Genomic DNA, 14,594 nt, shown 5'->3' on the forward strand with positions numbered 1-14,594 from the left:
TGCTCGCTGTGTCCGTGCTCGCTGTGTCCGTGCTCGCTGTGTCCGTGCTCGCTGTGTCCGTGCTCGCTGTGTCCGTGCTCGCTGTGTCCGTGCTCGCTGTGTCCGTGCTCGCTGTGTCCGTGCTCGCCGTGCGCCGCCGATCCTGGCAGCCGCCCCGGACACCCCCTCCACCCACACCGAGATCGCCGATCTCGTGGCCGTGCGGCGCTGATGGCCACGAGACCGCCGATCTCGTCACGGGGCGGGACGGCCGGCCCGGGAACCCGGGGGCGGCCGGGAGGGGATGGCGGGCAGAATGGCCTCCCGTGTCCGGCGCCAACGACCCCTACGACCCCAAGCAGGTCGCGGCCCTCTCCGCCGAGGCCCTCGACGCCGCCGTCGCCGCGGCCCGCGAGGCCTTCGCGAAGGCCGCAGACCTCGACGCGCTGGCCGCCGTCCGCCCGGCCCACCTCGGTGACCGGGCGCCCGTGCCGCTGGCCCGCCGCGAGCTCGGTGCGCTGCCCCCGGCCGCCCGGGCCGACGCCGGCAAGCGGGTCAACGCGGCGCGGGTCGCCGTCACGGAGGCCTACGACACCCGCCGCGCGGTGCTGGAGGCCGAGCGCGACGAGCGGGTGCTGGCCGAGGAGCGGGTCGACGTCACGCTGCCCTGGGACCGCACCCCGCGCGGCGCGCGGCACCCCATCACCACGCTGATGGAGCGGATCGCCGACGTGTTCGTCGGCATGGGCTACGAGGTGGCCGACGGCCCCGAGCTCGAGGCCGAGTGGCTGAACTTCGACGCGCTCAACATCCGCCCCGACCACCCGGCGCGCTCGATGATGGACACGCTGTTCGTCGCGCCCGAGGACGGCGGCCTGGTGCTGCGGACGCACACCAGCCCGGTGCAGGCGCGCACGCTGCTCTCGCGCCGGCCGCCGGTGTACGTCGTGGCGCCCGGGCGGGTCTACCGCACCGACGAGCTCGACGCGACGCACACCCCGGTGTTCCACCAGGTCGAGGGCCTGGCCGTCGACCGTGGGCTCACCATGGCGCACCTGCGCGGCACGCTCGACCACCTGGCCCGCTCGCTGTTCGGTCCGGAGGCGGTCACCCGCTGGCGGCCGTCGTACTTCCCGTTCACCGAGCCGTCGGCGGAGTTCGACGTGTGGTTCCCCGAGCACCGCGACGGCCCGCGCTGGGTCGAGTGGGGCGGCTGCGGGATGGTCAACCCGCGGGTGCTCGTCGCCTGCGGCGTCGACCCGGAGGAGTTCAGCGGCTTCGCCTTCGGCGTCGGCATCGAGCGGGCGCTGCAGTTCCGTTCGGGCGTCGCGGACATGCGCGACATCGTCGAGGGCGACGTCCGGTTCACCACGGCGTTCGGAGTGGAGCAGTGAGGGTCCCCGTCGGCTGGCTGGCCGAGTACGTCGACGTCCCCGCCGGGACGACGGTCGAGGAGCTCGACGCCACCTTCGTCCGGCTGGGCCTGGAGGTCGAGGAGGTCCACCGCCCGGCCGAGGTCACCGGCCCGCTGGTGGTCGGGCGGGTGCTGGAGATCGAGGAGCTCACCGGGTTCAAGAAGCCGATCCGGTACTGCCGGGTCGACGTCGGGGAGGCGGAGCCCCGGGGCGTCGTCTGCGGTGCCACGAACTTCGCCGTGGGCGACGCGGTCGTCGTCGCGCTGCCCGGCGCGGTGCTGCCCGGCGGGTTCGCGATCGCCGCGCGCACGACCTACGGCCACGTCTCCGACGGGATGATCTGCTCGGCGCGCGAGCTCGGCACCGGCGAGGACCACGCCGGGATCCTGGTGCTCGCCTCCGGCGGGGAGGGGCCCGAGCCGGGCGCCGACGCCCGCCCGGTGGTGGGCCTCGACGACGTCGTGGTCGAGCTGGCCGTCACCCCTGACCGCGGCTACTGCCTGGCCATGCGCGGCATCGCCCGCGAGGTGGGCACCGGGCTGGCCGTCGGCTGGCGCGACCCCGGCGCCGCGGCGGCCGCGGTGGAGGCCGCCGGCGAGCCGGCGTGGGAGGTCGCCGTCGCCGACGCCGACCGCTGCGACCGCTTCTCGATGCTGGCCGTGGAGGGGCTCGACCCCACCGCGCCGAGCCCGTGGTGGATGCGCCGCCGGCTGGCGCAGTCCGGCGTCCGGTCGATCTCGCTGGCCGTCGACGTCACCAACTACGTCATGCTCGAGCTCGGCCAGCCGATGCACGCCTTCGACCGCGACGCGGTCACCGGGCCGATCGTCGTCCGCCGGGCGCGGGAGGGCGAGCGGCTGACCACCCTCGACGGCGCCGACCGCGCGCTGTCGCCCGACGACCTGCTCATCACCGACGACACCGGCCCGATCGGGCTGGCCGCGGTCATGGGCGGGGCGTCCACCGAGATCGGCGACGGCACCCGCAACGTGCTGCTCGAGGCCGCCCACTGGGAGCCCACCGGCGTGGCCCGCACCGCCCGCCGGCACCGGCTGCCCAGCGAGGCCGCCAAGCGCTTCGAGCGCGGCGTCGACCCGGAGATGACCGTCGTCGCGCTGGCCCGCGCCGCGGCGCTGCTGGCCGAGTACGGCGGCGCCCGCGTCGTCGGCGGCCCGGTCGACGTCGACACCCGCGGCCCGCGCCCCGTCATCCTGCTGGACGCCGCGCAGCCCGGCCGGGTCGCCGGCGTGCCGTACACCGCGGCGACGGTGGTCGAGCTGCTCGGCGCGGTCGGCTGCACGGTCGAGGCCGACGGCGACCGGCTCACCGTCACCCCGCCGTCGTGGCGTCCCGACCTCACCGACCCCGCCGACCTCGTCGAGGAGGTCGTCCGGCTGGCCGGCTACGACGACGTCCCCTCGGTGCTGCCCACCGCACCGCCCGGGCGCGGGCTCACCGAGACCCAGCGCCGCCGCCGCAGCATCGGCCGGACGCTGGCCGAGGCCGGCTACGTCGAGGCGCCGGCCTACCCGTTCGTCGGGCTGGGCGTGCCCGACACCCTCGGCCTGCCCGGCGACGACGAGCGCCGCCAGGTCGTGCTGGTGCGCAACCCGCTGTCGGAGGAGGAGCCGGCGCTGCGCACCACGCTGCTGCCCGGCCTGCTCGCCACGCTGGCCCGCAACCTCGCCCGCGGCCGGCGCGACGTCGCCCTCTTCGAGCACGGCGCGGTCTTCCCCGGCGGCGGCCGCACCCCGACGCCGGTCCCCGGCGTCGACCGGCGGCCCGACGACGACACCCTCGCCGCGCTGCTGGGCGCCGTCCCCGACCAGCCCTGGCACGTGGCCGTAGCACTCACCGGCGCCCGCGAGCCCCGCGGCTGGTGGGGCCCGGGCCGCCCGGCCGGGTGGGCCGACGCGGTGGAGGCCGCCCGGCTGGTCGCCGAGGCCGCCGGCGTGCGGCTGTTCGTCCGCCCCGGCGAGCGCGCCCCCTGGCACCCCGGCCGCTGCGCCGAGCTCGTCGTCGGCGAGGGCGAGGACGCCCGCGTCGTCGGGTACGCCGGCGAGCTGCACCCGCGGGTGTGCGCGGCGCTGGACCTGCCGGCCCGCACCTGCGTCATGGAGCTCGACGTCGACGCGCTGCCCCCAGCGCCGGTGCCGGTGGGCCCGCCGATCTCGGCCTTCCCGCCGGTGTTCCTCGACCTCGCCTTCGTGGTGCCCGACGCGATCACCGCCGCGCACGTCGAGTCGCTGGTGCGCGGCGGGGCCGGCGAGCTGTTCGAGTCGGTGCGCCTGTTCGACGTCTACGCCGGCCCGCCGGTGCCGCCGGGGTCGCGCTCGCTGGCGTACTCGCTGGTGCTGCGCGCCCCCGACCGCACGCTGACCGCCGAGGACGTCGCCCGGGTGCGCGCGGGCGTCGTCGCGGTCGTGGAGCTGCAGGGGATCACCCTGCGCAGCGGTGACGCCTGACCTGAGCGGGCTCGTCGCGCTCGTCACCGGGGCGTCGGCGGGCATCGGCCGGCACCTCGCCGAGGGGCTGGCCGCCCGCGGCGCCGCCGTCGCCGGGCTGGCCCGCGGCGGCGGCCGGCTGCGGGCGGCGATGGACGACGTCGCCGCGGCCACCGGCGCGCGCACCCTCGCGCTGCCCGCCGACGTCACCGACCCCGCGGCCGTCGACGCCGCCGTCGCGCGGGTGACGGCGGAGCTCGGCCCGGTCGGGCTGCTGGTCAACAACGCCGGGCTGATCGACGCCGCCGAGGTGCCGCTCTGGCAGGCCGACCCCGACCAGTGGTGGTCGGTGGTGGAGAGCCAGGTGCGCGGTCCGTTCCTGCTCGCCCGCGCCGTGCTGCCCGGGATGCTCGCCGCCGGCGGCGGGCGGGTGATCGGGCTGTCCAGCGGGATCGCCACGCGGGCCAACCCGCTCTACAGCGCCTACTCGGCGGGCAAGACCGCGCAGGTCCGGCTCACCGAGTCCCTCGACCTGGCCGGCGCGGCGCACGGCGTGCGGGCGTTCGACGTGGCGCCCGGCGTGGTCGACACCGCGATGACCCGCGCCATGCCGGTGCACGCCGGCCGCACCGAGTGGACCCGCCCGGAGGACGTCGTCGACCTCGTCGTCGCCATCGCCGCCGGCGAGCTCGACCAGTGGTCGGGGCGGTTCGTCCGTGCCGGCGTCGACTCCCTGGAGACCCTGCGCGCCACCACGCCCACCGGTGACGCGCGCCGGCTGCGGCTGGTCCCCTACGGCGAGGGCGACCCGCTGGCCTGAGGTCCTCCTCCGTGCACGGTCGTGCTCTGCCCCCATCTGCGGGGCAGAGCACGAGGAGGCGAGCCCCGTGTGCTCGTGCTCTGCCCCCACGGGCGGGGCAGAGCACGACTGCGCCAGGGAGTACCTCCTGACCTCCCAGCTGGAAGACCATGCACAAGCATGTATGGTCATGCACCGTGACGAGTGTGCAGACGTGGACGGTCGGGGTCACCGGCGCCACCGGGTACGCCGGGGGAGAGGTGTGCCGGCTGCTGGCCGGGCACCCCAACCTGCGGCTGGCCGGGGTGCACGCCAACGCGAGCGCCGGCCGACGCCTGGGCGAGCTGCAGCCGCACCTGCTGCCCTTCGCCGACCTGGAGGTGCGGACCAGCGCACCTGCCGACCTCGCCGGCTACGACGTCGTCGTGCTCGCGCTGCCGCACGGGGAGTCCGCCGCCGTCGCCGCGCAGCTGCCCCCGGACACCCTGGTGATCGACTGCGGCGCCGACCACCGACTGAACGACCCCGCCGCCTGGACCCGCTGGTACGGCTCCGAGCACGCCGGCTCCTGGCCCTACGGCCTGCCCGAGCTGCCCGGCCGGCGCGCGGAGCTGACCGGCGCGCGGCGGATCGCCGTGCCGGGCTGCTACCCGACCGCGGTCAGCCTGGCCCTCGCCCCCGCGCTGGCCGCCGGCCTGGCCGGACCCGACGTCGTCGTGGTGGCCGCGAGCGGCACGTCCGGCGCGGGCAAGGCCGCCAAGCCGCACCTGCTCGGCAGCGAGGTCATGGGCTCGGCCAGCGCCTACGGCGTCGGCGGGGCGCACCGGCACACCCCGGAGATGGTGCAGAACCTCTCCGCCGCGGCCGGCCGCGACGTCACCGTCAGCTTCACCCCGACGCTGGTGCCGATGAGCCGCGGCATCCTCGCCACCTGCACCGCGCCGCTGGCCGACGGCGCCGGTCCGGCGGTCGACACGGCCGCCGTCCGCGCCGCCTACGAGAAGGCCTACGGCGACGAGCCGTTCGTGCACCTGCTGCCCGAGGGGCAGTGGCCCACGACGGCGCAGGTGCTCGGCGCGAACACCGTCGCGCTGCAGGTCGCCGTCGACCCCGACGCGCACCGGCTGGTCGTCGTCGCCGCCGTCGACAACCTCGTCAAGGGCACCGCCGGCGCGGCCGTGCAGTGCGCCAACCTCGCCCTCGGCCTGCCCGAGACCACCGGCCTGCCGGTCGTGGGGGTGGCCCCGTGAGCGTCACCGCACCGGCCGGGTTCCGGGCGGCCGGGGTCGCCGCGGGCCTGAAGTCCAGCGGCGACCCCGACGTCGCGCTGGTCGTCAACGACGGCCCGCAGGACGCCGCGGCCGCCGTCTTCACCACCAACCGCTTCCCCGCCGCGCCGGTGCTGTGGAGCCGCCAGGTGCTGCTCGACGGGCGGCTGCGGGCGGTGATCCTCAACTCCGGGGGCGCCAACGCCTGCACGGGCACCGAGGGCTTCGGCGACACCCACGCCACCGCGGAGCACACCGCCACCGAGCTCGGCCTGGGTGCCATCGACGTCGCGGTCGCGTCGACCGGGCTCATCGGCGTCCGGCTGCCGATGGACCGGCTGCTGCCCGGCGTCACCGACGCGGCGAAGGCGCTGTCGGCCGACGGCGGGGCCGACGCCGCGCGGGCGATCATGACCACCGACAGCGTGCCCAAGACCACCGTGCAGACCCGGGACGGCTGGACCGTCGGCGGCATGGCCAAGGGCGCGGGCATGCTCGCGCCGAGCCTGGCCACGATGCTCGTCGTCCTCACCACCGACGCGGTGGTATCCGCCGACGTGCTCGGTCCGGCGCTGCGGCAGGCGACGGGCGTCAGCTTCGAGCGGGTCGACTCCGACGGCTGCCTGTCCACCAACGACACGGTGATCGTGCTGGCCAGCGGCGCCAGCGGGGTCACCCCGACCCCCGGGGAGGTGGCCGAGGCGCTCACCGCCGCCGCCACCGACCTGGCCATGCAGCTGCTCGCCGACGCCGAGGGCTCGACCAAGGACATCGCGATCACCGTGCGCAACGCCGCGACCGTCCAGGACGCGCTCACCGCCGGCCGGGCGTGCGCGCGCAACAACCTGCTCAAGACGGCGCTGTTCGGCAACGACCCCAACTGGGGCCGGGTGCTGGCCGCGCTCGGCACCACCGACGCCGCCTTCGAGCCCGACCGGGTGGACGTCACCATCAACGGCGTCACCGTCTGCCGCGGCGGCGCCATCGGCGACCCCCGGGAGGGCGTCGACCTCACCGGCCGGGCGGTCACCGTCGACGTCGACCTGAAGGCCGGCACCGAGCAGGCCACGATCTGGACCAACGACCTGTCGATCGCCTACGTGCACGAGAACTCGGCGTACTCGACGTGAGCACTCACGAGGACCCCACCCCGCCCGACGTCCGGGTCGACGAGGCGCCCCCGCCGCCGCGGCGGCGCGTCGGCACCACCCGCCGCATGCGCCGGCACGACCCCGAGGGCGACGCCGCGAAGGTCGCCGTCCTCACCGGGGCGCTGCCGTGGCTCAAGGAGTTCCACGGCAACGTCGTGGTGATCAAGTACGGCGGGCACGCGATGGTCGACGAGGACTGCCGCCGGGCCTTCGCCGACGACATGGTGTTCCTGCGGACTTGCGGCATCCTGCCCGTCGTCGTCCACGGCGGCGGCCCGCAGATCAGCGGGATGCTCGGCCGGCTCGGCATCGACAGCGAGTTCCGCGGCGGCCTGCGGGTCACCACCGAGGAGACCGTCGACGTCGTCCGGATGGTGCTCACCGGCCAGGTCACCCCCGAGGTGGTCGGGCTGATCAACGGCCACGGCCCGCTGGCGGTCGGCCTGTCCGGGGAGGACGGCGGGCTGTTCACCGCCGAGCGCACCGTCGCCGTGGTCGACGGCGAGCCGGTCGACGTCGGCCTGGTCGGTGACGTCGTCGCCGTGGACCCGACGCCGGTCACCGCGCTGCTCGAGCGGGGCAAGATCCCGGTCGTGGCCACCGTCGCACCCGACCGCGACGGCGTGGTGCACAACGTCAACGCCGACACCGCCGCCGCCGCGCTGGCCGTGGCGCTGGGGGCGGTCAAGCTCGTCGTGCTCACCGACGTCGAGGGCCTCTACGCCGACTGGCCCGACCGCGACTCGCTGGTGCAGCAGATCGACGCCGCCGAGCTGGCCGAGATCCTCCCGACGCTGGACGCCGGGATGGTCCCGAAGATGGCCGCGTGCCTGCGGGCGGTCGAGGGCGGGGTCCGGCGGGCCACCGTCGTCGACGGGCGCACCCCGCACGCCCTGCTGCTGGAGATGTTCACCACCGAGGGCACCGGGACGATGGTCGTCCCGGCGCACACCCTCACCGGGGAGGAGCCGGCATGACCCGCACCGAGGAGCTGGCCGGCCGCTGGTCGGCGGTGATGATGGGCAACTACCGGACGCCGCCGGTCGCGCTCGCGCGCGGGCAGGGCGCCACCGTGTGGGACGTCGACGGCCGCGAGTACACCGACCTGCTCGGCGGCATCGCCACGACGATCCTCGGCCACGCCCACCCGCGCGTGGTCGAGGCGATCACGAGGCAGGCGCAGACCCTCGGGCACGTGTCCAACCTGGCGATGCACGAGCCCGGCGTCGCGCTGGCCGAGCGGCTGCTGGAGCTGGCCGGCCGGCCCGGGCGGGTGTTCTTCTGCAACTCCGGCGCCGAGGCCAACGAGGCCGCCTTCAAGATCAGCCGGCTCACCGGGCGGCCCGAGGTGGTCACCGCCGAGGGCGCCTTCCACGGCCGGACCATGGGCGCGCTGGCGCTCACCGGTCAGCCGTCCAAGGCCGCCGCCTTCGCCCCGCTGCCCGGCGGCGTCCGGTACGTCCCCTACGGCGACGCCGCCGCGCTGGCCGGCACGGTCGGCGACGCGACGGCGATGGTGCTGCTGGAGCCGGTGCTCGGCGAGGGCGGCGTGCTGCCCGCGCCCGCCGGTTACCTGGCCGCCGCCGCCGACACCGCCCGGGCCGCCGGCGCCCTGTTCGCCGTCGACGAGGTGCAGACCGGCACCGGCCGCACCGGGCACTGGTTCGCCCACCAGGCCGACGGGCTGCAGCCGGACCTCGTCACGCTGGCCAAGGCGCTCGGCGGCGGCCTGCCCCTCGGCGCCACCCTCGCCTTCGGCGACGCCGCCGACCTGATGACCGCCGGCTCGCACGGGTCCACCTTCGGCGGCAACCCGATCGCCGCCGCGGCCGCCCTCGCCGTCCTCGACACCATCCGCGACGAGGGCCTGCTGGAGCGCGCCAAGGAGCTCGAGCACCGGTTCACCGCCGGCGTCGAGGGCCTCGGGTCCGCCGCGGTGACCGGCGTCCGGGGGAGGGGTGCGCTGCTCGGCGTCGTCCTGGCCCGGGACGTCGCAGGGCCCCTGGAGGCCGCCCTGCGCGACGCCGGCTTCCTCACCAACGCCGTCGCTCCCGACGTGCTGCGGCTCGCGCCGTCCCTGGTGCTCACCGACGCCCAGGTCGACGCCTTCCTCGCCGCGCTGCCGGCCGCCCTCGACACCGCCCTGCAGGAGACCGACCAGTGACCCGGCACCTCACCCGCGACGACGACCTCACCCCCGACGAGCAGGCCGAGGTCCTCGCGCTGGCCGCCGAGCTCAAGCGGACCCGGCACACCGACGCCGCCCCCACCCCGCTGCGGGCCCCGAACGGGGTGCCGCGGGCCGTGGCGGTGGTGTTCGACAAGCCCTCGACCCGCACCCGGGTGTCGTTCTCCGTCGGCGTCGCCGAGCTCGGCGGCTACCCGCTCGTCGTCGACGCCGGCACCAGCCAGCTCGGCCGCGGCGAGCCGGTCGAGGACACCACCCGGGTGCTCGACCGCCAGGTCGCCGCCATCGTCTGGCGCACCTTCGGCCAGGACCGGCTGGAGACCATGGCCGCCACCAGCCGGGTGCCGGTGGTCAACGCGCTCACCGACGACTTCCACCCCTGCCAGGTCCTGGCCGACCTGCAGACGGTCGCCGAGGCCCACGGCACGCCCGCCGGGCGCACGCTGACCTACCTCGGCGACGGCGCCAACAACATGGCGCACTCCTACCTGCTCGGCGGCGCCACCGCCGGCATGCACGTGCGGATCGGCTCCCCGGAGGGCTACCAGCCCGCCCCCGACGTGCTCAAGCGGGCGGGGGAGATCGCCGCGGAGACCGGCGGGTCGGTGCGCTGGACCGCCGACCCGGCGGCCGCCGCCGACGGCGCCGACGTGCTGGCCACCGACACCTGGGTGTCCATGGGGCAGGAGGGCGAGCACGAGGCGCGGGTCGCGCCGTTCCTGCCCTACGCCGTCGACGAGGCGGCGCTGGCCCGCGCCGCCGCCGGCGCCGTCGTCCTGCACTGCCTGCCGGCCTACCGCGGCAAGGAGATCGCCGCCGACGTGATCGACGGGCCGCAGAGCGCCGTCTGGGACGAGGCGGAGAACCGGCTGCACGCGCAGAAGGCGCTGCTGACGTGGCTGCTGGAGCGCTCCGGGTGAGCGGTGCGCTGCCCCGGTCGGCCCGGCAGGCCCGCATCGCCGAGCTGATCGCCGCCCGCCCGGTCACCTCGCAGACCCAGCTCGCCGCGCTGCTGGCCGAGTCCGGCGTCGAGGTCACCCAGGCCACGCTCTCCCGCGACCTGGAGGAGCTCGGCGCGGTCAAGCTGCGCGGGTCCGACGGCGCCCCGGCGTCCTACGTGCTCCCGCCGGAGAACGCCCCGCTGCGCCCGGCGCAGGCCGCCCCGGCCCGGCTCACCCGGCTGCTGGCCGACCTGCTCACCGGCGCCGAGGGCAGCGCCAACCTCGCGGTGCTGCGCACCCCGCCCGGGGCCGCGCAGTTCCTCGCCTCGGCGCTGGACAAGGTGGGACTGCCCGACGTCCTGGGCACCATCGCCGGGGACGACACGCTGCTCGCCGTCTCCCGCGCGCCCGACGGCGGGCCGGCGCTGGCCGAGCGGCTGCTCGCCCTGGCCGCCCGGACCCCGGCGGTCTACCCCGAGCTGCACACCGACCTCACCGACGAGGCACCGACCCCACGGACACCCGGAGGACGCACCCCGTGACCGACCCGACCGCCCCCGCCTCGCCCACCCGGCTGTGGGGCGGCCGCTTCGGCGGCGGCCCGTCGCCGGCGATGGCGGCGCTGTCGAAGTCCACCGACGTCGACTGGCGGCTGGCGCCCTACGACCTGGCCGGCTCGCGCGCCCACGCCCGGGTGCTGCACCGCGCCGGGCTGCTCGCCGACGACGAGCTCGAGCAGATGCTGCGCGCGCTCACCGAGCTCTCGGCGGAGGTGGCCGCGGGCACCTTCGCCCCGGTCGAGGCCGACGAGGACGTGCACGAGGCCCTCGAGCGCGGCCTGCTGGCCAAGCTCGGCCCGCTCGGCGGCAAGCTGCGCGCCGGCCGCTCCCGCAACGACCAGGTCGCCACCGACCTGCGGCTGTACCTGCGGCACAACGTCCGCGCGCTGGTCGGCGAGCTCGCCTCGCTGGAGTACGCGCTGCTGGGGCTCGCCGAGCGGTACCTCGACGTGCCGGCGCCCGGGATGACCCACCTGCAGCACGCCCAGCCGGTGCTCGTCGCCCACCAGCTGCTCGCCCACGCCCACGCGTTCGCCCGCGACGTCGACCGGCTGCAGGACTGGGACCGCCGCGCCGCGGTCAGCCCGCTCGGCTCCGGCGCGCTGGCCGGGTCGTCGCTGCCCCTGGACCCCGACGCCGTCGCCGCCGAGCTCGGTTTCGACCGCGCCGCCGACAACTCGATCGACGCGGTCAGCGACCGCGACTTCGCCGCGGAGTTCTGCTTCGCCGCCGCGCTGATCGGCGTCCACCTGTCCCGGCTGGGGGAGGAGGTCGTGCTCTGGACGTCGACGGAGTTCGGCTGGGCGCGGCTCGACGACGCCTGGGCCACCGGGTCCTCGATCATGCCCCAGAAGAAGAACCCCGACGTCGCCGAGCTCGCGCGCGGCAAGTCCGGCCGGTTCGTCGGCAACCTCACCGGCCTGCTCACGATGCTCAAGGGCCTGCCGCTGGCCTACGACCGCGACCTGCAGGAGGACAAGGAGCCGGTCTTCGACTCCCTCGAGCAGCTGCTGCTCCTGCTGCCCGCGGTCACCGGGATGGTCGCCACGCTGACCCTGCGCCCGGAGGTGCTCGAGGCCGCCGCGCCGCAGGGGTTCGCCCTCGCCACCGACGTCGCCGAGTGGCTGGTGCGCGAGGGCGTCGCGTTCCGCTCGGCGCACGAGATCTCCGGCGCGGTGGTCTCCTTCTGCGAGGAGGCCGGCCTGGAGCTCGACCAGCTCGACGACGACCAGCTCGCCGGCATCGACGAGCGGCTCACCCCGCAGGTGCGGGCGGTGCTGTCGGTCCGCGGTGCGCTGGAGGCGCGCGACACCCGCGGGGGCACCGCCCCCCGCCAGGTCGCCGCACAGCTCGCCTCGCTCAAGGACGTCGCCGCCGCGCACGGCCGCTGGTCGGCCGGCTCGCCCGTGGCGGCCGCCCTCTGAGCGCTGCCGGCCGCCTGGTGACGGCCGACGAGCTGCTCGGGCCGGTCGACGTCGTCGCGCCGGCGCTGCTGGGCTGCCTGCTCGTCACCGACCGGCCCGAGGGCACCGTCGCGGTGCGGCTCACCGAGGTGGAGGCGTACTCGGGGGAGGGGGAGGACCCCGCCTCGCACGCCCATCGCGGGCCCACGCCGCGTGCGGCGATCATGTTCGGCCCGCCCGGCCGGCTCTACGTCTACTTCAGCTACGGCGTGCACTGGTGCGCCAACGTCGTCGTCGGGCCCGCCGGCCGCGGCTCGGCGGTGCTGTTGCGCGCCGGGGAGGTCGTGGCGGGGGAGCCGCTGGCCGCGACCCGCCGGCCCTCGGCGAAGGTGCCGCGCGACCTCGCCCGCGGCCCGGCCCGGCTGACGGCGTCCCTGGCCATCGGACCCGGCGACGGCGGCGTCGACGTCCTCGACCCGGCGTCCACCGTGCGGCTGCACGCCGGGGAACCGCCGTCCGCCGTCTCGACGGGACCGCGGGTCGGCATCAGCCGGGCGACCGAGCTGCCGTGGCGGTTCTGGGAGACCGGCGCGCCGTCGGTGAGCGCGTTCCGCCCGGGCGGGCCGCGCCGCCGTCGCGCCGCCGGGCAGGATGGGCACCCGTGACCGACGTCCTGTCCGAGCTGCACCGCCGTGGGCTGATCGCCCAGAGCACCGACGAGGAGGCGCTGCGGGCGCACCTCGCCGAGGGGCCGGTCAGCTACTACGCCGGCTTCGACCCGACCGCGCCGAGCCTGCACGTCGGCCACCTGCTGCAGTTCATGGTGCTGCGCGCGCTGCAGCGCGCCGGGCACCGACCGGTGGTGCTGGTGGGTGGGGCCACCGGCCTCATCGGGGACCCGCGGCCCTCGGCCGAGCGCCAGCTCAACGACCGGGAGACCGTCGCCGGCTGGGTGCAGCGCATCCGCGAGCAGGTCGCGCCCTTCCTCGAGGTCCCCGCCGAGACCGACGGCCTGGCCCGGCCGGTCTACGTCGACAACCTCGAGTGGACCGCGCCGGTGTCGGCCATCGACTTCCTGCGCGACCTCGGCAAGCACTTCCGGGTCAGCCAGATGCTGGCCAAGGAGGCGGTGTCCGCGCGGCTGAACTCCGAGGCCGGCATCAGCTACACCGAGTTCAGCTACCAGATCCTGCAGGCCAACGACTTCCGCGAGCTGCACCGGCGGCACGGGGTGACGCTGCAGACCGGGGGCTCGGACCAGTGGGGCAACCTCACCGCCGGCATCGACCTGGTGCGCCGCACCGAGGGCGCGCGGGTGCACGCGCTGTCGACGCCGCTGGTCACCAAGTCCGACGGCACCAAGTTCGGCAAGTCCGAGGGCGGCGCCGTCTGGCTCGACCCCTCGCTGACCTCGCCCTACACCTTCTTCCAGTTCTGGTTCAACGCCGACGACGCCGACGCCCGCGCCTGGCTGCCGCTGTACTCCGAGCGCCCGGCGGAGGAGGTCGAGGCGCTGGTGGCCGAGTCGGTGGAGCGCCCCGCCGCCCGCGCGCTGCAGCGCGCGCTGGCCGAGGAGCTGACCGCGCTGGTGCACGGGCCCGAGGAGCTGCGGCAGGCCGAGGCGGCCGGCCGCGCGCTGTTCGGCCGGGACGACCTCACGGCGCTGGGCGCCGACACGCTCGCGGCCGCCCTGCGCGAGGCCGGAAGCGTGACCGTCGACGGCGAGACCCCGACGGTCGCGCAGCTGCTGCAGCGCACCGGCCTCGTCGGGAGCCTCTCCGAGGCACGTCGCACGGTGAAGGAGGGCGGCGCCTACCTCAACAACGAGCGCGTGATCGACGCCGACGCGGTGCCGGGGGAGGAGGCCTGGCTGCCCGGCGGGTGGCTGGTCCTGCGCCGCGGGAAGCGGTCGGTCGCCGGCGTCCAGCGGGTCCCCGCGGACCGGTAGCCGGGGCGCCCGGGCGTGTGAACGCCAGGTGACACGCCGGTACCGGAACGGTGTCTGGCGTCACGGGTCACCGGTTTGACACGGTCACGACAGCCACGTAACTTTCTCTCTGCGCGCCGCACGGCCCGGGAGGGCCGGAGCGAGGGACCCGACAGGGAACACCTCCGGCGGGCGCAGGGTTGGACAACAAGCCTCCAGCAGAACCCGAGAGGGTCGAGTTGGTGTGCGTCCGCTCCTTGAGAACTCAACAGCGTGCCGAAAGTCAGTGCCAAGTAACAAACCCCCGCACTGCACGGTGTTCCGTGTGGTGAGGGATTCCTTTGGTTGATGACATCGAGATCTGTCAGGTCTCGGTTCTCGCCAGATCAAGTTCATCTACGGAGAGTTTGATCCTGGCTCAGGACGAACGCTGGCGGCGTGCTTAACACATGCAAGTCGAACGAGGGCACTCCTTCGGGGGTGTTTCTAGTGGCGAACGGGTGAGTAACACGTGGGCAA

The 14,594-nt window shown here is 75.9% G+C and carries 12 protein-coding genes and 1 rRNA gene; all 13 read left to right on the plus strand.

The genetic code is table 11. The features are described from left to right. The first annotated feature begins 305 nt into the window (after positions 1-305). Positions 306-1,373: a phenylalanine--tRNA ligase subunit alpha gene (locus ACI780_RS24050; RefSeq protein ID WP_457006026.1), complete on the plus strand. Its 1,068-nt coding sequence runs from the start codon at positions 306-308 to the stop codon at positions 1,371-1,373. Then, positions 1,370-3,859, plus strand: coding sequence for a phenylalanine--tRNA ligase subunit beta (gene pheT, locus ACI780_RS24055; RefSeq protein WP_457006027.1), 2,490 nt, complete (start codon positions 1,370-1,372; stop codon positions 3,857-3,859). The genes ACI780_RS24050 and pheT overlap by 4 nt, the downstream gene beginning before the upstream one ends. Then, positions 3,849-4,658, plus strand: a complete 810-nt coding sequence (locus ACI780_RS24060) for an SDR family NAD(P)-dependent oxidoreductase (protein WP_457006028.1) — start codon at positions 3,849-3,851, stop codon at positions 4,656-4,658. The genes pheT and ACI780_RS24060 overlap by 11 nt, the downstream gene beginning before the upstream one ends. Before the next feature lie 176 nt (positions 4,659-4,834). Next, a complete protein-coding gene (gene argC / locus ACI780_RS24065; protein WP_457006029.1) occupies positions 4,835-5,887 on the plus strand; it encodes an N-acetyl-gamma-glutamyl-phosphate reductase in 1,053 nt (350 codons plus the stop codon). Further along, entirely contained in the window at positions 5,884-7,035 is a 1,152-nt protein-coding gene (gene argJ / locus ACI780_RS24070; RefSeq protein WP_457006030.1) for a bifunctional glutamate N-acetyltransferase/amino-acid acetyltransferase ArgJ, read from the plus strand. The genes argC and argJ overlap by 4 nt, the downstream gene beginning before the upstream one ends. Next, entirely contained in the window at positions 7,032-8,033 is a 1,002-nt protein-coding gene (gene argB / locus ACI780_RS24075) for an acetylglutamate kinase (protein WP_456872948.1), read from the plus strand. Before argJ ends, argB begins: the two co-directional genes overlap by 4 nt. After that, complete coding sequence (locus ACI780_RS24080) at positions 8,030-9,220, plus strand: acetylornithine transaminase (RefSeq protein WP_456872949.1); 1,191 nt, start codon at positions 8,030-8,032, stop codon at positions 9,218-9,220. The genes argB and ACI780_RS24080 overlap by 4 nt, the downstream gene beginning before the upstream one ends. Beyond that, the gene (argF, locus tag ACI780_RS24085; protein WP_457006031.1) at positions 9,217-10,164 is read left to right on the plus strand and encodes an ornithine carbamoyltransferase; all 948 of its coding nucleotides are present in this window, start codon (positions 9,217-9,219) and stop codon (positions 10,162-10,164) included. Before ACI780_RS24080 ends, argF begins: the two co-directional genes overlap by 4 nt. Beyond that, positions 10,161-10,727 carry an arginine repressor gene (locus ACI780_RS24090; RefSeq protein ID WP_457006032.1) on the plus strand — a complete coding sequence of 189 codons (567 nt, stop codon included), beginning with the start codon at positions 10,161-10,163 and terminating at the stop codon, positions 10,725-10,727. Before argF ends, ACI780_RS24090 begins: the two co-directional genes overlap by 4 nt. Further along, on the plus strand, positions 10,724-12,169 hold the full coding sequence (argH, locus tag ACI780_RS24095; RefSeq protein WP_457006033.1) for an argininosuccinate lyase: 1,446 nt from the start codon (positions 10,724-10,726) through the stop codon (positions 12,167-12,169). Before ACI780_RS24090 ends, argH begins: the two co-directional genes overlap by 4 nt. Before the next feature lie 17 nt (positions 12,170-12,186). Further along, positions 12,187-12,813, plus strand: coding sequence for a DNA-3-methyladenine glycosylase (locus tag ACI780_RS24100; protein WP_457006034.1), 627 nt, complete (start codon positions 12,187-12,189; stop codon positions 12,811-12,813). Beyond that, a complete protein-coding gene (gene tyrS, locus ACI780_RS24105) occupies positions 12,810-14,096 on the plus strand; it encodes a tyrosine--tRNA ligase (protein WP_457006035.1) in 1,287 nt (428 codons plus the stop codon). The genes ACI780_RS24100 and tyrS overlap by 4 nt, the downstream gene beginning before the upstream one ends. Positions 14,097-14,470: 374 nt before the next feature. Continuing rightward, positions 14,471-14,594: ribosomal RNA gene (locus ACI780_RS24110) — 16S ribosomal RNA — on the plus strand; the annotation flags it as partial.

The sequence above is a fragment of the Geodermatophilus sp. SYSU D00814 genome (assembly GCF_054050055.1).

What these genes read in the sequence shown, in the direction of transcription:
- ACI780_RS24080 (WP_456872949.1), top strand. Translation starts at nt 8,030, where the DNA reads ATGACCCGCACCGAGGAGCTGGCCGGCCGCTGGTCGGCGGTGATGATG.